A 19,466-nucleotide genomic window follows, 5' to 3' on the forward strand; every position below is an offset into this window, starting at 1 on the left:
TGGTGTGCGCCGGATCTGCTTCACCCTCCAGGTCAGACCGGAGCGGATGGCGGAGTACCGGCGCCGCCACGCCGCAGTCTGGCCCGACATGCTGGCCGCGCTGAAGCACGCGGGCTGGCACGACTATTCACTCTTTCTTCGTGACGACGGACTGCTGGTCGGCTACTTCCTGACCGGGGACCTCGACGCCGCGCTCACCGCGATGGAGGCGACCGAGGTCAACGCGCGGTGGCAGGCCGAGATGGCGCCGTTCTTCGCCGATCTGCCTGGCGGGCGGCCCGACCGCGGGTTCCGCGTCCTGACCGAGATCTTCAATCTCGAAGAGCAACTGGGGGAGCAACAATGACCGAGATCGACCCGACCACCCGCCGGCGGGTCCTCGATGCCCTGCGCGAGCAGCGCATCGAGACGCCGTCCTGGGCGTACGGCAACTCGGGCACCCGGTTCAAGGTGTTCGCGCAGGAGGGCGTGCCGCGCGACCCGTACGAGAAGGTGGCGGACGCGGCGACCGTGCACCGCTTCACCGGTGTCGCGCCGACGGTGGCGCTGCACATCCCGTGGGACCTGGTTGACGACTACGCCGCGCTGGCCGGGTACGCCAAGGAGCAGGGCATCGAGCTGGGCACGATCAACGCGAACGTGTTCCAGGACGACGACTACAAGCTGGGCTCGGTCACCAACCCCGACCCGGCGGTGCGCCGCAAGGCGATCGGGCACCTGCTGGAGTGCGTCGACGTCATGGACGCCACCGGGTCGCGGGACCTGAAGCTGTGGTTCTCCGACGGCACCAACTATCCGGGGCAGGACAGCATCCGGCAGCGCCAGGACCGGCTCGCGGAGGCGTTGCGGCAGGCGTACGAGCGGCTGACCGGCCGGCAGCGGTTGCTGCTGGAGTACAAGCTGTTCGAGCCGGCCTTCTACCTGACCGACGTGCCGGACTGGGGCACCGCGTACGCGCACTGCCTCGAACTCGGCGAGCGGGCCCAGGTGGTCATCGACACCGGCCACCACGCGCCGGGCACGAACATCGAGTTCATCGTGGCGTTCCTGTTGCGCGCCGGGAAGCTGGGCGCGTTCGACTTCAACTCCCGCTTCTACGCCGACGACGACCTGATGGTGGGGTCGGCGGACCCGTTCCAGCTGTTCCGGATCATGCACGAGATCGTCCAGGCGGACGCGCTGCGTCCGAGCCAGGGCATCGCGTTCATGTTGGACCAGTGCCACAACATCGAGCCGAAGGTGCAGGCCGTCATCCGGTCGGTGCTCAACGTCCAGGAGGCGACCGCCAAGGCGCTGCTGGTCGACGTGCCGGCGCTGACCGCCGCGCAGCGGGCCGGTGACGTGCTGGAGGCCAACGCCGTACTGATGGACGCGTACAACACCGACGTCCGGCCGCTGCTGCGCGAGCTGCGCGAGGAGATGGGCCTGGATCCGGACCCGGTCGCGGCCTACAAGCGCTCCGGCTATCTGGAGCGGGTAACGGCCGAGCGGGTGGGCGGACAGCAGGCGGGCTGGGGTGCCTGACCTCCGTCACCGGTGACCGCCCGGGCCGGTCGCCGACCGTTCAGGTCGACCGACCGGCCACCGGCGTCGCGGCCGCATCCCTTCGTTTGTCCCCCGGGCGAAAGGACTGCCAGATGCCTGACCACCCGCCGGCCGTCGAGCCGGCCGTGCTGACGCACGACGAGATCGCCATGCTCGCGTTGCTCGCCGAGGGCCGGCTCACCGCGAGCGTCGCGGGGGAGTTGCACCTGTCCGAACGCAGCGTGCGCCGCCGGGTGCGGGTGATCTGCACCCGGCTGAACGTCAGTACGCCGATCCAGGCGGTGGTGTGGGCTGCCCGGCGCGGGCTGGTGTGACGGTGACCCCGCTTGACGCCACAGGAGACGCCCTCGTAACCTCGGGGGCGAAGGACTGAAACGTTTCATGTTCGTGCTTGCCCGAGAACTGCGAAGGACATCATGACGAACCCCGCGGTGCGCGACCTGTTGGCCCGCAGTAACCGGCTCGGCGCCGACCCGGCCAACACCAACTACGCCGGCGGCAACACCTCCGCCAAGGGTGTGGAGACCGATCCGGTGACCGGCGAGCCCACCGACCTGCTGTGGGTCAAGGGATCCGGCGGGGACCTCGGCACGCTCACCGAGCGGGGACTGGCCGTGCTCCGGCTCGACCGGCTCCGGTCACTGGTCACCGTCTACCCGGGCGTCGAGCGCGAGGACGAGATGGTCGCCGCGTTCGACTACTGCCTGCACGGCCGCGGCGGCGCCGCGCCGTCCATCGACACCGCCATGCACGGCCTGGTCGAGGCGGCACACGTCGACCACCTGCACCCGGACTCGGGGATCGCGATCGCCACCGCCGCCGACGGGCCCGAGCTGACCGCGAAGATCTTCGGCGACCGGGTGCTCTGGGTGCCGTGGCGTCGGCCCGGGTTCCAGCTCGGCCTCGACATCGCCGCCGTGCAACAGGCCAACCCGCAGGCGATCGGCGTCATCCTCGGCGGCCACGGGATCACCGCCTGGGGCGCCACCAGCGACGAGTGCGAAGCCAACTCCCGCGAGATCATCGCCACCGCGGCCCGGTACATCGCCGAGCACGGCCGCCCCGAGCCGTTCGGCAAGCTGGTGCACGAGCCGCTGCCCGAGCCGGAACGGCAGGCCCGGGCCGCCGCCCTCTTCCCGGTGCTGCGTGGCCTCGCCGCCACCGACCGCGCCCAGGTGGGGCACTACACCGACAGCGCCGTGGTGCTCGACTTCGTCGGCCGCGAGCGGATGCCCGAGCTGGCCGCACTCGGCACCTCGTGCCCGGACCACTTCCTGCGGACCAAGGTCCGACCGATGGTGCTCGACCTGCCGCCCACCGCCGGGCTGGACGAGACGATCGCGCGGCTCAAGGAGCTGCACGCCGCCTACCGGGACGACTACCGCGGCTACTACGAGCGGCACGCCGGCCCGGACAGCCCGGCGCTGCGGGGCGCCGACCCGGCCGTCGTGCTGGTGCCCGGCGTCGGCATGTTCAGCTTCGGGGCCAACAAGCAGACCGCGCGGGTGGCCGGCGAGTTCTACGTCAACGCCATCAACGTCATGCGGGGCGCCGAGGCGGTGTCGAGGTACGCCCCGATCGACGAGGCGGAGAAGTTCCGCATCGAGTACTGGGCGCTGGAGGAGGCGAAGCTCCAGCGGATGCCCAAGCCCAAGGCCCTCGCGACGCGGATCGCGCTGGTCACCGGCGGTGGGTCCGGTATCGGCCGGGCGATCGCCCACCGGCTCGCCGCCGAGGGCGCCTGCGTCGTGGTGACCGACCGGGACGTCGCCGCCGCCGAGACCGTCGCGGGCGAGATCGGCGGACCGGACGTCGCCGTGGCCGTGCCGCTCGACGTCACCGACGAGGAGCAGGTCGCCGCCGCCGTACGGGCCGCGGTGCTCGCCTTCGGCGGGGTCGACCTGGTGGTGAACAACGCCGGGCTGTCGCTGTCGAAGTCGTTGCTGGACACCACCGCCCGGGACTGGGACCTGCAGCACGACGTGATGGCGAAGGGGTCGTTCCTGGTCTCCCGGGAGACCGCCCGGGTGCTGATCGCCCAGGGCATCGGCGGCGACATCGTCTACATCGCCAGCAAGAACTCGGTCTTCGCCGGCCCGAACAACGTCGCGTACGGCGCCGCCAAGGCCGACCAGGCCCACCAGGTGCGGCTGCTCGCCGCCGAACTCGGCGCCCACGGTGTGCGGGTCAACGGCATCAACCCGGACGGGGTGGTCCGCGGCTCCGGCATCTTCGCCGGCGGCTGGGGCGCCGACCGGGCGGCCGTGTACGGCGTACCCGAGGAGAAGCTCGGCGAGTTCTACGCCCAGCGCACCCTGCTCAAGCGGGAGGTGCTGCCGGAGCACATCGCCAACGCGGTGTTCGCCCTCACCGCCGGCGACCTGTCGCACACTACCGGCCTGCACGTCCCCGTCGACGCCGGCGTCGCCGCCGCGTTCCTGCGGTGACCATGATGCCGGAGCGACCCGATCCGGCGGCCGAGCCGGATCTGGCGGCCGGGGCACCGGCTCCGGCCCCGCGCCCCCGGGGATCGGGGGAGATCGAAGTCGCGGCCGTCGACCTGGGCGCCTCCAGCGGCCGGGTCATGGTCGGCCGGGTCGGCCCGGGCGTCCTGCGGCTGTCGGCGGCGCACCGGTTCGCCAACGAGCCGGTGCGCGTCGCCGGGACCCTGCACTGGGACATCCTCGCCCTCTACCGCAACGTGCTCGCCGGGCTGCGGGCGGCCGGCCCGGTCGCCAGCGTCGGCGTCGACTCCTGGGCGGTGGACTACGGGCTGCTCGATTCCTCCGGCGCGCTGCTCGGCAACCCGGTGCACTACCGCGACACGCGCACCGAGGGCGTCCGGCAACGGGTGACGCGGCAACTCGGGGCCGAGCGGCTCTACGCCACCACCGGCGTGCAGCAACTGCCGTTCAACACGCTCTACCAACTCGTCGCCGCCGCCGGCTCGCCGCAACTCGCCACCGCCCATCGGCTGCTCATGATCCCCGATCTGATCGCCTACTGGCTCACCGGGGAGATCGGCGCCGAGGTCACCAACGCCTCCACCACCCAGCTGTACGACCTGCACAAGCGCGCCTGGGCAACCGACGTGATGGCCGCCGCCGGCATCCGTACCGACATCTTCGCGCCGCTGCGGGAACCCGGCACCCGGATCGGGCCGGTGCTGCCCGACCTCGACCTGCCCGGTACGCCGAACGTGGTGGCGGTCGGCTCCCACGATACCGCCTCCGCCGTGGTCGCGGTGCCTGCCACCGGCGAGCACTTCGCCTACATCTCCTGCGGCACCTGGTCTCTGGTCGGTGTCGAGCTGGACCGGCCGGTGCTCACCGAGGCGAGCCGGCAGGCGAACTTCACCAACGAGGGCGGTGTCGACGGCACCATCCGCTACCTGCGCAACGTGATGGGCCTGTGGCCGTTGCAGGAGTCGTTGCGTACCTGGGGCAATCCCGACCTGCCCGAGCTGCTGGCCGCCGCCGCGGGCGAACCGGCCTTCCGCAGCGTGGTCGACATCGACGAGCCGGCGTTCCTGCCGCCCGGCGACATGCCGGCCCGCATCGCCGAGGCGTGCCGCCGCACCGGTCAGCCGGTGCCCGAGTCGCCGGCCGCCGTGGTCCGCTGCATCATCGACAGCCTGGCGCTGGCGCACCGTCGGGCGGTGCGGCAGGTCCAGGAGCTCTCCGGCCGGCACGTCGACACCGTGCACATCGTCGGTGGCGGTGCGCGCAACGCCCTGCTCTGTCAGCTCACCGCGGACGCCTGCGGCCTGCCGGTACTGGCCGGGCCGGTGGAGGCCACCGCGATCGGCAACGTGCTGGTGCAGGCCCGCGCGGCCGGTGTCGTCGGCGACGACCTTGCTGCGCTTCGCGAATTGTTGCGGCAGACTCAGGAGATTGCGCGCTACGAACCGGGCGGCGAGTCCGCCGCGTGGCGGGCGGCTTCCCGACGGGTGGAGGTGTGACGTGCGGATCGCGCTGTTCGTGACATGCCTGGCCGACACCATGTTCCCGCAGGCGGCCAAGGCGACCGTCCGGCTTCTCGAGCGGCTCGGCCACGAGGTGGTCTTCCCGACCGGACAGACCTGTTGCGGGCAGATGCACATCAACACCGGCTACCAGCAGGAGGCGCTGCCGCTGGTGCGGCGACATGTGCGCACCTTCGACCCGTACGACGTGGTGGTCGCCCCGTCGGGCTCCTGCGTCGGATCGGTGCGTCACCAGCACGCCATGGTGGCCCGTCGGGCCGGTGACGAGGGGCTGGCCAGCCGGGCCGAGTCGGTGGCGGAGCGGACGTACGAGCTGTCCGAGCTGTTGGTCGACGTGCTGGGGGTGACCGATGTGGGGGCGTACTACCCGCACCGGGTGACGTACCACCCGACCTGCCACTCGCTGCGGATGCTGCGGGTGGGGGACCGGCCGCTGCGGCTGCTGCGCGAGGTGCGCGGCCTCGACCTGGTCGAGCTGCCGGCGGCCGAGCAGTGCTGCGGGTTCGGAGGGACCTTCGCGGTGAAGAACGCCGACACCTCGACGGCGATGCTGGCGGACAAGATGCGCCACGTGCTCGCCACCGGCGCGGACGTCTGCACGGCCGGGGACTCCTCGTGCCTGATGCACATCGGCGGCGGACTGGCCCGACTGCGCACCGGGGTGCGGACCGTGCACCTCGCGGAGATCCTCGCCGCCACCGAGCAGAGTGGAATCCCCGGCGAGCCGAGCGAGTTGGTGGTGCGGTCGTGACCCAGACCTTTCTCGGCATGCCGGCGACCGCGCCGCCCGGGGTGGGGCACCTGCGTGGCGAGGAGCCCTTTCCGGTGGCGGCGCGGCGGGCCCTGGCTGATTCTCAGCTGCGCCGCAACGTCGGCCACGCCACCACCACGATCCGGGCCAAGTCCGGTGCGGTGATCGGCGAACTGCCCGACTGGGAACACCTGCGGGCGGCCGGGTCCGCGATCAAGGCCGACGTGCTGGCGCGCCTGCCGGAGCTGCTCGAACAGCTCGAAGCGAAGGTGACGCAGGCCGGCGGGGTGGTGCACTGGGCCGCCGACGCGAACGAGGCGAACCGGATCGTCACCGACCTGGTGAGCGCCACCGGCAGCGACCGGGTAATCAAGGTCAAGTCGATGGCCACCCAGGAGATCGGGCTGAACGAGGCGCTCGCCGACGCCGGGATCGAGCCGGTGGAGACCGATCTCGCCGAGCTGATCGTGCAGCTCGGCGACGACCGCCCCAGCCACATCCTGGTCCCGGCCATCCACCGCAACCGGGCCGAGATCCGGGAGATCTTCCTGCGCGCGATGCCGGGCGTCGATCCCGCGCTGACCGACGAACCGGCCGCGCTCGCCGCCGTCGCCCGCCGCTACCTGCGGCAGACCTTCCTCAGCACGAAGGTGGCGGTCTCCGGGGCCAACTTCGCGGTCGCCGAGACCGGCACGCTGGCGGTGGTGGAGTCCGAGGGCAACGGGCGGATGTGCCTCACCCTGCCGGAGACGCTGATCACCGTGATGGGGATCGAGAAGGTGGTGCCGACCTGGCGCGACCTGGAGGTGTTCCTGCAACTGCTGCCGCGGGCGTCGACCGGGGAGCGGATGAACCCGTACACCTCGATGTGGACCGGTGTCACCCCCGGGGACGGGCCGCAGGCGTTCCATCTGGTGTTGTTGGACAACGGGCGCAGCGCGGTGCTCGCCGACGAGGTGGGCCGGCAGGCGTTGCACTGCATCCGCTGCTCTGCCTGCCTCAACGTCTGCCCCGTCTACGAGCGCACCGGCGGGCACGCGTACGGGTCGGTCTACCCGGGGCCGATCGGCGCGGTGCTCTCCCCGCAGCTGACCGGGGTGGCCGACAACGCCTCGCTGCCGTACGCCTCGTCACTCTGCGGTGCCTGCTACGACGCCTGCCCGGTGAAGATCAATATTCCGGAGTTGCTGGTGCACCTGCGCGACCAGGTGCCGCACCCACGCGGCGAGTCCGTGGCGATGGCCGCGGCCGCGTACACGATGGACCGACCGCGGCTGTACGAGGCCGCGCAGCGCGCCGCCCGGCTGAGCCGGCTCGCCGGCCGGCGCGGCCGGGGCCTGCCGCCGCCGCTGAACGGCTGGACCGCCAGCCGCGACCTGCCGGACCCGCCGGCTCAGACGTTCCGCGACTGGTGGGCCGAGCGATGAGCGAGCGACAGCGAGTGAATCAGCAACGCAGCGCGGAAACTCAGGTCGACGCCGAGCGGAGCGAGGTGGTGGCGTGAGCTCCCGCGACCTCGTCCTCGGCCGGCTGCGCGCCGCCCTGGCCGCCGGCGACCCGGCACCGGTCGAGGTGCCGCGCGACTACCGGTCCGAGGGCACCCTCGACCTCGACCGGCTGGTGGAGCGGTTGACCGACTACCGGGCGCACGTGCACCGGGTGCCCGAGGCGGCCGTCGCCGACACGATCGCCGACATCCTGCCGGCGGGAGCCACCATCGTCGTACCGCCGGGGTTGCCGCCGGCCTGGCTGCCCTCGACGGTGACCGCGCTTGTCGACGAAGGGCTCGACAACGGGCGGATCGGCGCGGCGGACGGCGTCGTCACCGGCGCGGCGGTCGCCGTCGCCGAAACCGGTACGGTCGTCCTCGACGGCTCGCCCGACCAGGGTCGCCGGGTGCTCAGTCTGCTGCCGGACCGGCACGTCTGCGTGCTCCGGGCCGACCAGGTGGTGGCCACCGTGCCGCAGGCGCTCGCCCGACTGTCCCCGCACCGCCCGCTGACCTGGATCAGTGGGCCGTCCGCCACCAGCGACATCGAGCTCAACCGGGTGGAAGGCGTGCACGGCCCCCGCAACCTGCACATCATCCTGCTGCTCTGACAGAGCGGTGCGGCGGCCCGACCGCCGCACCGCTGGGCGAAGTTCCCCGGCTACCAACCGCCGTCGTGCCCGATCACTCCCACCGGAACAGGAAGCTGGCGATCAGGGCGCCGACGACGACCGCCCCGGCGAGGCTGAACAACTGCGCGGGGTCGACCGCCGTGCCGGCCCAGGCGGACGACAGGGCTTCGACGGTGGCGCCGAAGGGCAGCCAGCCGCCGACCTCGGCGAGCGGCTCGGGCAGCCCGTCCCGTCCGCCGAACATGCCGCCGAGGGCGCCGAGGATGAAGAAGGCGACCAGACCGATGGCGACGGCGGAGTTCGGGGTGGGCGCGACCGCCGCGACGATCATGCCGACGCTGTACATCGCCGCCATCGCGAGTGCGACCACGCCGAGTGCGGCTCCGGTGTGGACGGGCGGGTTCCCGTCGAACGCGAGGAACGCGACGGCCACCGCGATCGCGATGCCGAGGGCCGCCTGGGCGATGGCCACGATCGCCTGGGCGGCGAGGACCATGGCCGGCGACGCGGGGGTGACCGCCAGCCGGCGGAGGATCCCGGACCGCCGGTAGTAGGCGAGGAAGCTCGGCATGTTGACGATGCCGATCACGGCCATGACCATCGTGAGCACCAGCGGAAGGACGAACACGTCCAGCGCCGTGCGCCCGTTGACGATGACCACGTCGGTCGCCGCGAAGGCGCTGCTCATCAGGATCAGCAGGGGCAGGCCCAGCGGGATGACCAGGCCGGCGGTGTCCCGGGCGACCATCTTCCCCTCACAGCGGATCAGCGTGAGCAGGGACCGCATGCCGGGACGGCGGGCCTCGACGACAATGCTCATGCCGCCACCTCGCTTCGCTCGGCGTCGACCTGACCGCTCTCCACGCTGCGCTGCCGCTCGCTCATTCGGTGTCCTCCAATTCCTTTCCGGTCAATGCGACGAAGGCGTCGTCGAGGGTGTCGGCCCCGGCCTGCGCGACGAGACCCGCGGGGGTGGCGAGCGCGACGACCCGGCCGGCGTCGAGGACGGCGACGCGGTCACACAGCCGCTCGACCTCCTCCATGGCGTGGCTGACCAGCAGGATGCTGACGCCCTCGGCCTTGAGCTGCTCGATGGTGCCCCACATGCGCCGCCGGGCCTTCGGATCCAGGCCGGTCGTCAGCTCGTCGAGGATCGTGACGCGCGGGCGCCCGGCGAGGGCGAGTGCGATCGAGAGTCGGTGCTGCTGGCCGCCGGAGAGATTGTCGAAAATGGTGCGGCGCTGTGCGGTCAGGTCGACCAGGTCCAGCAGTTCGTCGCTGGAGCGGGGGTCGGGGTAGAAGCTGCGGTACAGGTCGACCAGCTCCGTGACGCGCAGCGCGTTGTGCAGGTGGGCATGCTGCAACTGCACGCCGAGGACCTGCCTGAGCCGGGCCCGGTCGTGGCGAGGGTCGATACCGAGCACCCGCACCCGCCCCCGGTCGGGGGTGCGCAGCCCGGCGATCATCTCGACCGTCGTCGTCTTCCCCGCACCGTTGGTGCCGAGGACGCCGACCACCTCCCCGACGCCGACCCGGAGGCTGACACCGGCGACCGCTCGGGTGCGACCGTAGCTCTTGGCAAGGTTCTCGGCGAGGATCGCCGGTTCTGCGCTATCCATGGCTCGACGCTACGGGCGGTCGAGGGCACATCTCCCGTCCCGAAAGTCACCACTTGTGGCCATTACTTTCGGCACGGGTGCTCGCCCAAGGCCCGATCTAGAGTGGGATCGTGCGACGCGTCGGGACGGATGAGTGGTCCGGCCTCGCGATGCTCGTGGTCGCGGTCGCCGTCGCCGGGCCTGGGCTGTTCGGCGCCGTCGAGACCACGATCCCGCAGGGCTGGTGGATCGCGCTGTTCGTCCTCTTCATGCTCTCGCTGCTCGCCGCGGTTGCCGGGCGGACGTCGCGCCTGTACCGCTCCGGCGTGTTCGCCTTGGCTGTCGTCACGTCATGGGCGGTCGTGCTCTCGGCACCGAGGGCGGGGCTCCTGCCGGTTCTCCTGGTCCTCACCGCGGCGGTGAGCGCATACGTGGTCCCGATACCGGCGGGCCTGATCGTCGTCGGCCTCAACACCCTGGTCATCGCCATCCTTACCGCGCGGGTCGCGGGCAGCCCGACGGACGCGACCGTCGTCATCGGCTTCTACCTGCTCATCCAACTGGCGACGCTGCTCAGCTCGGTCACCCTCCTGCGCGAGCAGCGGATGCGCCGGGAACTCGCCGAAGCGCATGTCGAGCTACAGGCCGCCAGCATCCGGCTCTCGGAATCGGCACGGACCGCGGAGCGCCTGCGGATCTCCCGAGAGCTGCATGACCTGATCGGCCATCAGCTGACCGTGCTGACCCTGGAACTGGAGACCGCCCGACACCTCGACGGGGCCCCAGCGCGCGCACATGTGGAGCGCGCCGACCTCGTCGCGCGCGAACTCCTCGGGAACGTCCGCGCCACCGTCGGACAACTGCGCACCGAGAGCCCCGACCTCGAGCAGGCGCTCCGACAGATGGCGCGCGACCTGCCGGGGCTCGACGTGTCGATCGACGTCTCGCCCGGCGTGCGCGTCGACGAGGAGAAGAGCGCCGCGTTCGTCCGCGCGACGCAGGAGATCGTCACGAACACCATCCGGCACGCCGACGCATGCGAGCTGTGGATCTCGGTGACCGCCGACGACCGGGTGACCGTCCTCGACGCTCGCGACGACGGGCGCGGCGCGCGGAACCCCGTGCTCGGCAACGGACTCCGCGGGCTCAGTGAGCGGTTCCAGGCCCTCGGCGGCGACCTGACCGTCGACGGCGCCGACGGGTTCCGGGTGATCGCGCGGGTGCCGGCGTCATGACCCGGGTGGTGGTCGTCGACGACCAGACCCTCATCCGGCAGGGCATCCGGGGGCTGCTCGAGGTCGCCGACATCGACGTCGTCGGCGAGGCCGACGACGGCAGAGCCGCCCTCGCGGTCATCGCGGGGACCGCACCCGACGTGATCCTGCTCGACCTGCGGATGCCTCGCTTCGACGGCATCTGGCTGCTCGAACGGCTCCGCGCCGAGGATGTCGACATCCCGGTGCTCGTGCTGACCACCTTCGACGACGATGCGCTCGTGCTCGGTGCCCTCCGCGCGGGCGCCCGGGGTTACCTGCTCAAGGACGTGACGCTGGAACGGCTCACCCGGGCCATCCGTACGCTCGCCGAGGGCGGCACCCTCATCGCACCGTCGATCACCGATCGCATGCTCCGGGCGATCCGCTCGGGGCCGTCCCCGGCCGGACCGGGAGCGGCCCCCGTGCAGGGCCTCACCGAACGCGAACAGCAGGTGTTGCGCCTCGTCGCGCAGGGATACAGCAACCGCGAGATCGCCGAGCTCCTCTTCCTCGCCGAAGGAACCGTCAAGAACCACGTCTCCATGATCCTGCCCAAGCTCGGCGCGCGGGACCGGACGAACGCGGTGCTCCGCGCACTGCACGAAGGCATCCTGGACTGACTCCCCGGGATCCGGAGGTTCCCGTGGGCGCGGCCCGGGTGCAGGATGAGGCATGCCTGAGGAGCGGAAGCCGTCGATCGCGTTCGAGACGACCTGCGATGTCGCCGCGTCGCCGGACACCGTGTACCGCCACCTGACCGACCCGTACAGCTACATCGGATTGTCGCCGTTGGTCGTGGCCGTTCACGACGTGCGTACCGGGCACGACGCCGAGGGGCGGGCGGTCACCGACTACGTCGCCGTCGAGCGGTTCCGGCTGGCCGGGCCGCTGCGGTGGGACAACCACATCCGGGTACGGATGGTGGCGACCGAGCCGGCCGGCCGACTGGTCAGCGAGGTGTCCAGCCCGGGATGGGTGTGGCTGCGGGCCGAGGTGGACCTGACCGCCGCGGCGGGCGGCACCCGGGTACGGGAGAGGGTCACCGCCGGTGCTCCGGCGCCGCTGCGGCGGTTCGTGGCGTCGCAGGCACGTGAGGTCGCGTCGTACCGGGCGGCCGAACTGACCCGGCGCATGGCGACGACTACCGGCCGGGGTGAATGAGGCACATCCCGCCGGAAGCCGGCCCGTCCATCGTGGTCAACGCGTCGGGCACCTCGGCCAGTCCGATGGTGCGGGTGATCAGCTCGGCGGGGCGCAGTACGCCGGTGGTGACCAGCCGGAGCAGGTCCGGATAGGCGTGCGCGGGCATGCCGTGACTGCCGCGCAGCTCAAGCTCGTACCCGATGACGAGGTCCATCGGCAGGGCCGGGTGGCCCTGGGCGGCGGGGAGGAGTCCCACCTGCACGTGTCGTCCGCGCCGGCGCAGGTTCTCGATGGAGGCGATGCAGGTGGCGTGGCTGCCCAGCGCGTCGAGTGACAGGTGGGCGCCGCCGCCGGTCGCCTCCCGGACGGCGGCGGCCACCGCGCCGGGTCCGGTGAGGGTCCGGCCGTCCAGGCAGACCGTGGCCCCGCAGCTCCGGGCCAGATCGAGCGCGCCGGGGGCGATGTCCACCGCCACCACCTGCGCGCCGGCCGCTGCCGCGATCATCACCGCCGACAGTCCCACTCCGCCGCAGCCGTGCACCGCCACCCACTCGCCCGCGGCCACCCGTCCCTGACCGACCACGGCCCGGAAGGCCGTGGCGAAGCGGCAGCCGAGCGCCGCCGCGGTCGGATAGTCCAGCCCGTCGGGGAGCCGGACCAGGTTCACATCGGCATGCTGAACCGCCACGTACTCGGCGAAGGAGCCCCAGTGGGTGAAGCCGGGCTGTGTCTGCCGCTCACAGACCTGCTGGTCACCCGCGAGGCAGGCCGGGCACCGCCCACAGGCGCAGACGAAGGGCGCGGTGACCCGGTCGCCGGGCCGCCAGCCGGTCACGCCGGTGCCGACCGCCGTCACCACACCGGCGAACTCGTGCCCGGGTACGTGCGGCGGGCTGATGTCCGGGTCGTGCCCCTGCCAACCGTGCCAGTCACTGCGACACAACCCGGTCGCCTCGACCCGGATGACCGCGCCCCCGGGCGGCGGCACGGGGTCCGGTACGTCGCGGACCTGGGGTCGGGCACCGAACTCGTCGAAGATCACGGCACGCATGCGCCGCATCCTGACATGCCGGGGTCGGGCCGGACTAGTCTCCGTGCCGGGCTCGGCGGCCGACCCGGACCGCATACACCACGCCGCTGACCGCGAACAGGACGGCGACGAGGGTCAACCACTCGCCGAGGAGTTGCTGCCGGTGCTGCCCGGTGGCCGCCTGGTAGGTGACCTTCCCGAGGCCCAGGATGCCGGGGAGGTAGATCAGGAACGTCAGCCCCGCAGCGAGGGCGGGGACCCGGATGTGGTTGAGGATCCGGACGCGGCCGGGTGCCGTGGTGGCGCCGGAGGCCCGGAGCAGTCGGCGCAGGCCGGCGTCGGCGCCGGAGTAGAGGGGGAAGAGCACCAGGTCGTGTGCGATGGCCGCACCGACGAACCAGAGCAGGATGCGCCCGGCGGCCGGTTCGTCGGCGAGCCGCAACGCCACCCAGCCCGCGACGGTCAGGCCGCCCACGTTGACGACCAGGTGGAGGAGCCCGGATCCGTATCCGGTGGCCAGCCGGCCGGGCGGCCTAGCCACCGGCGGTGGTTCGGAAATCGATGGTGGCGACCCACTTGGTGCAGTGCACCCCGGGCAGGGCGGGCACGATGACCCGGGCCGGGTATCCGTGGTCGAGGGCCAGGTCGACACCGTTGACCTTGAGCGCCAGCAGGGAGTCCGGGCCGAGTATCTGGTTGGACTGCAACTGTGCCTGGTTGAACAGGCCGGCCCGTTCCAGTGAGCGCACCAGTGCCGACGCCGGTTCCCCGGCCCCGGCGATGGCGGCCAGGTCGCGCAGCCGTACGCCCGTCCAGGTCTGCCGGGTCGACCAGCCTTCGACGCAGGCGATGGGCAGGGTCGCGGTGTGCTGCGGCAGGGCGAGCAGCTGCTGCCGATCGAGGGTGACGGTCCGGCCGGCGGCGGCGAGGGTGAGTCGCCACCCCGGTCCGGTCCGCTCCTGGGTGACACCGGCCGCGGCGGCGGACCGGTTGACGGGGAAGCCGTTCGGCCCGGTGCCGGGCTGCCGGCCGCGAGGCATCAGTAGCGCGGTGCGGCGCAGCGGGCCGTCCGTGGTCTGCCCGACGGTCAACCCGCCGAGGAGCAGGGAAAGCCCTCCCACCAGGGTCAACGCGCCGCGCCGGCTGACCGTCGCCGGGCCCGGCCGGGGCGCCACCAGACCGTCGGGATCCGGTGGCTCCGGCCGGGTGTCGTCCGGTCCCTGACGGAGTTCGGCGAGGAACGGACGGGACCGCAGGGCCGAGATCATCCGGGGCAGCTTCAGCGCGACGTGGCTGACGAACGCGGCGATGAACACCCAGCCACCGAAGTAGTGCGCGGTGTAGAAGTCGAAGCCGAACAGGTAGGCGTACTGGACGTTGAGCAGGCCGGTGGCGATCTGGAACAGGATGCCGCCGACCAGCAGCAGCAGGGAGAGCCGTTCCAGCAGTTGCGCCGTCGACCGGACCGGTGGCCAGGCGAACAGCTTGGGGATCACCGACCAGAGCTTGGCCAGTACCACGGGGACGAGGACGATGCCGAGGATCACGTGCAGCCCCTGGCTGACCCGGAACAGCCAGTCCGGTCGGGTGGGCCACTCGAACGGCGGCGGGCGCAGCCAGCCCACGTCACGGGGGAGCGCCTGACCGAACTGTGGCCCGTACGCGGCGTAGTCGAGCAGCCCGGTGATGATCACGATTGGCAGGCCGATCAGCAGCACCAGCCCGAACACCGACGTGAGCCAGGGCCCGCGCAGCGGACTGCGCCAGCGGCGGCCGACCGCCAGGGCGCCGGGCGGGGGATGCCGGTCCAGCGCACGCCACAACCGCCGGGGGAAGGCCGGTGCGTCCCGCGCCGTGCCGCGGTCGGCCGCGCCGGGGTCTCGACCAGTGATCGTCGGGCCTCCTGTCGTCTCCGTGCCGGACTGGCGGGCGGTCGGTGGTCGGGCCGAGCCGACCGCTTCCGGTAGGGCTCAACGCGCCAGGCCACCGGCTCGAATCGGCCATATCGGAAAAATGGGCGGGCGGGCTGCCCTAGCCTGACCGGAATGCGGGTACTGGTCACCGGCGCGGCCGGATTCATCGGATCGCACGTCGCCGACCTGCTGGTCGACGAGGGGCACGCGGTGCGCTGCCTGGACGCCTTGCTGCCGCAGGCACACGGCGGCGGCCTGCCGCCCTGGTCGCACCGGCACGAGCCGGTGATCGGCGACGTCCGCGACGCGTCCCTGCTCGACCGGTTGCTCGACGGGGTGGACGCGGTCTGCCATCAGGCGGCCATGGTCGGCCACGGGATGGACCCGTCCGACGCCCCGGAGTACGCGAGCCACAACGACTACGGCACCGCGGTGCTGCTGGCCGCCATGCACCGGGCCGGGGTGACCCGCCTGGTCCTGGCCAGCTCGATGGTCGTGTACGGGGAGGGGCGCTACCGGTGCTACCGGCACGGCGTGGTCCGGCCACTGCCGCGCGCCGCCGCCGACCTGGCCGCCCAGCGGTACGACTCCACCTGCCCGGCGTGTGGCCGTACCCTCGCGCCGCAGCCGGTCCCCGAGGACGCCCCGGCGGACCCGCGCAGCACCTACGCGGCGAGCAAGCTCGCCCAGGAACACCTGGCCGCCGCCTGGGCCCGGCAGACCGGCGGCGGAGGCTGGGCGCTGCGCTACCACAACGTCTACGGCCCCCGGATGCCCCGCGACACCCCGTACGCGGGGGTGGCGTCGATCTTCCGTTCGGCCCTGGCCGCCGGGCAGCCGCCCCGGGTGTACGAGGACGGCCAGCAGTTGCGCGACTTCGTGCACGTCACCGACATCGCCCGGGCCAACCTGCTGGCGCTGACCGCACCCGTTCCGGAGGGCATGGTCCCGGTCAACATCTGTTCCGGCGAGCCCCGTACGGTCGGCGACCTGGCCACCGCGCTCGCGACGGCGATGGGCGGCCCGCAGCCGGTGGTGGTCGGTGGCGCGCGGGCGACCGACGTGCGGCATGTGGCCGCCGATCCCGGCCGTGCCACGGAGTTGCTCGGCTACACCGCGCGGGTCGGCTTCCTCGACGGGGTGACCGCCTTCGCCACCGACCCGTTGCGCGAGCCGGCCGCCGTGCCCGCCTGACCGTCGGCGGGTCAGGAGACCGTGAAGAGCAGGTGGTTGACCGCGAGGGCGGTGACTGCCTGACCGGCGAGCCACCAGCGACGGGTCGGCTCCGGAAGATGCGCGGTGGCGACGAGCAGCCAGACCGTGAAGGGCAACCAGATGCGTTCCACCTCGGCCTTGCTCATCCCGGACAGGTCCGCCGCGACCACCGCCAGCGCGGCGGCGGCCGGCAGCAGCACCGCCGGAGCGAGCCCGTGGATCCGCTGGACCAGCCGTCCCACCGGCGAGCGGGGCGGTCCGCCGTCAGGGCGGGGCGCCATCGGGGTATGCCAACCCGAGCGCGCGGCGATCAGGGCGCGGCGCAGCGCCGGCCCCAGCACCGGGCCGGCGGAGAGCAGCAGCGCGGCCAGGTTCGCCCAGACCCAGTAGCCGTACGGGCGCTCGGCCGCCCACCCCTGGTAGTAGCGGTCGACCACCCGGGCGTACCCCTCCCACCAGTGGAAGCCGGCGAGGCTGAACGTCGCCGTCACCACCGCGACCCCGGCCGCGCCGACCAGCAGTGCGGCGAGGCGTCGCTGGCGGCGCAGCGTCAGCACGGCCAGGGCGAGCGGTGCGACCAGGACGAACCCGTACGACAGGAACAGCGCGTAGCCGAGGAGCAGACCCCCCGCGAGGACCCCGGCTAGTCGTCGGGCCGCCAGGAGGGCCAGCCCGGCGGCGACCACGCCGGCGAAGATTCCGTCGCCGGAGGCGCCCACCCAGACCGCGCCCGGCAGCAGCACCAGGTACGGCAGCACGGCCCGCGCCGCGGCCGGCGCGTTCAGTCGCCAGAGGGTGAGCGGTACCCAGACCGCGACCGACGCCCCGACCAGAACGCAGGCCAGGGCCGCCGCGGTGCCACCGCCGAGACCGATCCGGTCGAGCCAGACGAAGATCAGCAGCGCGCCGGGTGGGTGCCCGGCGGTGTGGGTGGACCAGGAATCCGGCTGGAAGTCGAGGATGCGGTCGGCGAAGCCGGCGAGCATGCCGGCGACGTCGGTGACTCCGGGCACCTCGTGCAGGTATTCGGCCTGCACGGTGAGCCGGCGGGTCAGCCCGGCCGACCAGCCGTCCACGAGCGCCAGCGCCAGCGTCCAGGCCACCGCGGCGAGCCACGAGACGGCCAGCAGTGGACCCCGGCGGGCGGTCCGCGCCCAGCTGCTCCCCGGCCCGACGACGGCGACGGCGATCAGTACGGCGGCCGGGGTGCCCCAGCCGACGTGCGGCGACCAGGTGGCGTACAGCGGTGCCGCGTCGGCGTAGAGGCCCGCTCCCCGCTGGTTCAGCACGGCCCCGACCACCACTGCGGCGGTGAGCAGCACCGCCTCGACGCCGAGCACGACCAGGTCGCCCCGGTGCCGGGTGTGCCGGTGCCGCGACGGCGCGTGACGCGAAAGGACTGTTCCGGTCATGACGCTGGGACCGTACGCCGGTGAGACGCCGTCGTCAGCGGGGTCGCGGTCTCGTCACCTGACGGTAACAAGCACTACCTTTCGGTTCATAGCACCTCGATCTGCTCATACACCGACAGTCACCGGCCTAGCGTGATCGCATGCCGACACCGATCGACGTGGTGCTGCCCTGCATCGACGAGGCCGCCGCGCTGCCCGGCGTCCTGCGGGCCCTGCCGCCCGGCTACCGGGCGATCGTGGTCGACAACGGCTCCCGGGACGGCTCTCCGGAGGTGGCCGCCCGACACGGCGCCCGGGTGGTGCGTGAGCCCCGACGAGGCTACGGCGCGGCGGTGCACACCGGCATCGAGGCCGCCGAGACGGACCTGGTCTGCGTACTCGACGCCGACGGCTCCTTCGACCCGGCGGCGCTGCCCGCCCTCGCCGACCCGGTGGCCACCGGCGTCGCCGAGCTCGCGGTCGGCCGCCGCCGCCCGATCCGTCCGGGAGCGTGGCCCTGGCACGCCCGGGCCGGCACCGCCCTGGTCGCCGCGCTCCTGCGGCAGCGGGGCGTGCCGCTGCGCGACATCAGTCCGATCCGGGTCGCGCACCGGCAGAGGTTGCTCGATCTCGGTGTCACCGACCGGGCCTTCGGCTACCCGCTGGAGCTGCTGATCCGTGCCGCCGCCGCCGGTTGGCGGATCGTCGAGCTGGATGTGACCTACGCCCCGCGTGCCGCCGGCACCCGCTCCAAGGTGTCCGGCTCGGTACGCGGCACCCTTCGCGCCACCCGCGACTTCGCCACCGTGCTGCGCACCGTGGACGGTCGCCGGTGACCGTCCTGCTGGTGGTGGCCAAGGCCCCCGTGCCCGGGGCCGTGAAGACCCGGCTCTGCCCGCCCGCGACGCCGGAGCAGGCCGCCCGGATCGCCGCCGCGGCCCTGCACGACACGATGGCGACGGTCAGCGCCACCCCCGGTGTGACGCCGGTGCTCGCCCTGGCCGGCCGGCTCGGTGACGGCGCGGACGCCGCCGAGCTCGCCGCTGCTGCCGCGGGCTGGCTGGTGCTGCCCCAGCGCGGCGACGACCTGGGGTCCCGGCTCGCCCACGCCCACGCCGACGTGGCGCAGGCGTACCCGGGGCGGCCGGTGCTCCAGATCGGCATGGACACCCCGCAACTGACCGCCGCCCTGCTCGGCGCGGCGACCCGGCGGCTGGCGCGGGCCGAGGTGGTACTCGGCGGCGCCACCGACGGCGGTTGGTGGGCGTTGGGCCTGCGCGACCCCCGGCGGGCCGCCGTGCTGCGCGCGGTGCCGATGTCGACGCCGCGGACCGCCCGGCTGACCCGGGCGGTGTTCGCCGGGCAGGGCCTGCGCGCCGTGCCGCTGCCCCGGTTGCGGGACGTGGACGACTGGTCCGACGCCCTCGCGGTGGCCGAGGCCGTACCGGGCAGCCGGTTCGCCCGGGCGGTCGCCGCGGCCGAAGGCGTCCCGACCACGGAGTTCGCGGCGGCGGGGCG

20 protein-coding genes are annotated in these 19,466 nt (G+C 72.9%); 14 read left to right on the plus strand and 6 right to left on the minus strand.

From position 1 onward, the window contains the following. Nucleotides 1-4: 4 nt before the first annotated feature. The 8 genes from C1I95_RS10380 (at nt 5) to C1I95_RS10415 (ending at nt 8,381) form a co-directional block, all read left to right on the plus strand. Nucleotides 5-346, plus strand: a complete 342-nt coding sequence (locus C1I95_RS10380) for an L-rhamnose mutarotase (RefSeq protein WP_111213581.1) — start codon at nt 5-7, stop codon at nt 344-346. Then, a complete protein-coding gene (gene rhaI / locus C1I95_RS10385) occupies nt 343-1,524 on the plus strand; it encodes an L-rhamnose isomerase (protein WP_111213582.1) in 1,182 nt (393 codons plus the stop codon). The genes C1I95_RS10380 and rhaI overlap by 4 nt, the downstream gene beginning before the upstream one ends. A 113-nt stretch (nt 1,525-1,637) precedes the next feature. After that, complete coding sequence (locus C1I95_RS10390) at nt 1,638-1,859, plus strand: LuxR C-terminal-related transcriptional regulator (protein ID WP_111213583.1); 222 nt, start codon at nt 1,638-1,640, stop codon at nt 1,857-1,859. Nucleotides 1,860-1,961: 102 nt separating this feature from the next. Next, complete coding sequence (locus C1I95_RS10395) at nt 1,962-3,992, plus strand: bifunctional aldolase/short-chain dehydrogenase (protein ID WP_111213584.1); 2,031 nt, start codon at nt 1,962-1,964, stop codon at nt 3,990-3,992. A gap of 5 nt (nt 3,993-3,997) precedes the next feature. Continuing rightward, nucleotides 3,998-5,506: a rhamnulokinase gene (locus C1I95_RS10400; RefSeq protein WP_111213601.1), complete on the plus strand. Its 1,509-nt coding sequence runs from the start codon at nt 3,998-4,000 to the stop codon at nt 5,504-5,506. A gap of 1 nt (nt 5,507) precedes the next feature. Then, nucleotides 5,508-6,281, plus strand: coding sequence for a (Fe-S)-binding protein (locus tag C1I95_RS10405; RefSeq protein ID WP_111213585.1), 774 nt, complete (start codon nt 5,508-5,510; stop codon nt 6,279-6,281). Between the two features lie 17 nt (nt 6,282-6,298). Continuing rightward, entirely contained in the window at nt 6,299-7,708 is a 1,410-nt protein-coding gene (locus tag C1I95_RS10410) for a LutB/LldF family L-lactate oxidation iron-sulfur protein (protein WP_111213602.1), read from the plus strand. Nucleotides 7,709-7,781: 73 nt separating this feature from the next. Then, entirely contained in the window at nt 7,782-8,381 is a 600-nt protein-coding gene (locus C1I95_RS10415; RefSeq protein WP_111213586.1) for a LutC/YkgG family protein, read from the plus strand. A gap of 73 nt (nt 8,382-8,454) precedes the next feature. On the opposite strand, the gene C1I95_RS10420 is transcribed toward C1I95_RS10415, so the two are convergent. Together C1I95_RS10420 and C1I95_RS10425 are read right to left on the minus strand one after the other, a co-directional pair. Further along, complete coding sequence (locus C1I95_RS10420) at nt 8,455-9,222, minus strand: ABC transporter permease (protein ID WP_111213587.1); 768 nt, start codon at nt 9,220-9,222, stop codon at nt 8,455-8,457. 61 nt (nt 9,223-9,283) lie between these two features. Beyond that, nucleotides 9,284-10,021 (minus strand): ABC transporter ATP-binding protein, encoded by a 738-nt coding sequence (locus C1I95_RS10425; RefSeq protein WP_111213588.1) that lies wholly within the window; start codon nt 10,019-10,021, stop codon nt 9,284-9,286. 110 nt (nt 10,022-10,131) lie between these two features. Between C1I95_RS10425 and C1I95_RS10430 the strand changes: the two genes are divergently transcribed. The 3 genes from C1I95_RS10430 to C1I95_RS10440 are packed head-to-tail and all read left to right on the plus strand — an operon-like array spanning nt 10,132 to nt 12,417. Further along, nucleotides 10,132-11,235 carry a sensor histidine kinase gene (locus tag C1I95_RS10430; RefSeq protein WP_199523680.1) on the plus strand — a complete coding sequence of 368 codons (1,104 nt, stop codon included), beginning with the start codon at nt 10,132-10,134 and terminating at the stop codon, nt 11,233-11,235. Further along, nucleotides 11,232-11,876: a response regulator gene (locus C1I95_RS10435; RefSeq protein ID WP_111213590.1), complete on the plus strand. Its 645-nt coding sequence runs from the start codon at nt 11,232-11,234 to the stop codon at nt 11,874-11,876. The genes C1I95_RS10430 and C1I95_RS10435 overlap by 4 nt, the downstream gene beginning before the upstream one ends. 52 nt (nt 11,877-11,928) lie before the next feature. Continuing rightward, nucleotides 11,929-12,417 (plus strand): SRPBCC family protein, encoded by a 489-nt coding sequence (locus C1I95_RS10440; protein WP_111213591.1) that lies wholly within the window; start codon nt 11,929-11,931, stop codon nt 12,415-12,417. On the opposite strand, the gene C1I95_RS10445 is transcribed toward C1I95_RS10440, so the two are convergent. The 3 genes from C1I95_RS10445 to C1I95_RS10455 are packed head-to-tail and all read right to left on the minus strand — an operon-like array spanning nt 12,398 to nt 15,321. Continuing rightward, nucleotides 12,398-13,450: a zinc-dependent alcohol dehydrogenase family protein gene (locus C1I95_RS10445; protein WP_111213592.1), complete on the minus strand. Its 1,053-nt coding sequence runs from the start codon at nt 13,448-13,450 to the stop codon at nt 12,398-12,400. The genes C1I95_RS10440 and C1I95_RS10445 overlap by 20 nt on opposite strands. Nucleotides 13,451-13,484: 34 nt before the next feature. Beyond that, nucleotides 13,485-13,970, minus strand: a complete 486-nt coding sequence (locus C1I95_RS10450) for a hypothetical protein (protein ID WP_111213593.1) — start codon at nt 13,968-13,970, stop codon at nt 13,485-13,487. After that, nucleotides 13,963-15,321: a molybdopterin-dependent oxidoreductase gene (locus tag C1I95_RS10455; RefSeq protein WP_111213594.1), complete on the minus strand. Its 1,359-nt coding sequence runs from the start codon at nt 15,319-15,321 to the stop codon at nt 13,963-13,965. The genes C1I95_RS10450 and C1I95_RS10455 overlap by 8 nt, the downstream gene beginning before the upstream one ends. A 153-nt stretch (nt 15,322-15,474) precedes the next feature. Between C1I95_RS10455 and C1I95_RS10460 the strand changes: the two genes are divergently transcribed. Beyond that, nucleotides 15,475-16,536, plus strand: coding sequence for an NAD-dependent epimerase/dehydratase family protein (locus C1I95_RS10460; RefSeq protein ID WP_111213595.1), 1,062 nt, complete (start codon nt 15,475-15,477; stop codon nt 16,534-16,536). An 11-nt stretch (nt 16,537-16,547) separates the two neighbouring features. Here the strand turns inward: C1I95_RS10460 and C1I95_RS10465 are convergent, their stop codons facing one another. Then, complete coding sequence (locus C1I95_RS10465) at nt 16,548-17,969, minus strand: hypothetical protein (protein WP_111213596.1); 1,422 nt, start codon at nt 17,967-17,969, stop codon at nt 16,548-16,550. A gap of 140 nt (nt 17,970-18,109) precedes the next feature. On the opposite strand from C1I95_RS10465, the gene C1I95_RS10470 reads away from it, so the two are divergent. After that, nucleotides 18,110-18,784: a glycosyltransferase family 2 protein gene (locus tag C1I95_RS10470; RefSeq protein WP_111213597.1), complete on the plus strand. Its 675-nt coding sequence runs from the start codon at nt 18,110-18,112 to the stop codon at nt 18,782-18,784. Next, a partial coding sequence (locus tag C1I95_RS10475) for a TIGR04282 family arsenosugar biosynthesis glycosyltransferase (RefSeq protein ID WP_111213598.1) occupies nt 18,781-19,466 on the plus strand: 686 nt, incomplete at its 3' end. The genes C1I95_RS10470 and C1I95_RS10475, both read left to right, overlap by 4 nt.

Source organism: Micromonospora craterilacus (assembly GCF_003236315.1).
GTDB lineage: Bacteria > Actinomycetota > Actinomycetes > Mycobacteriales > Micromonosporaceae > Micromonospora > Micromonospora craterilacus.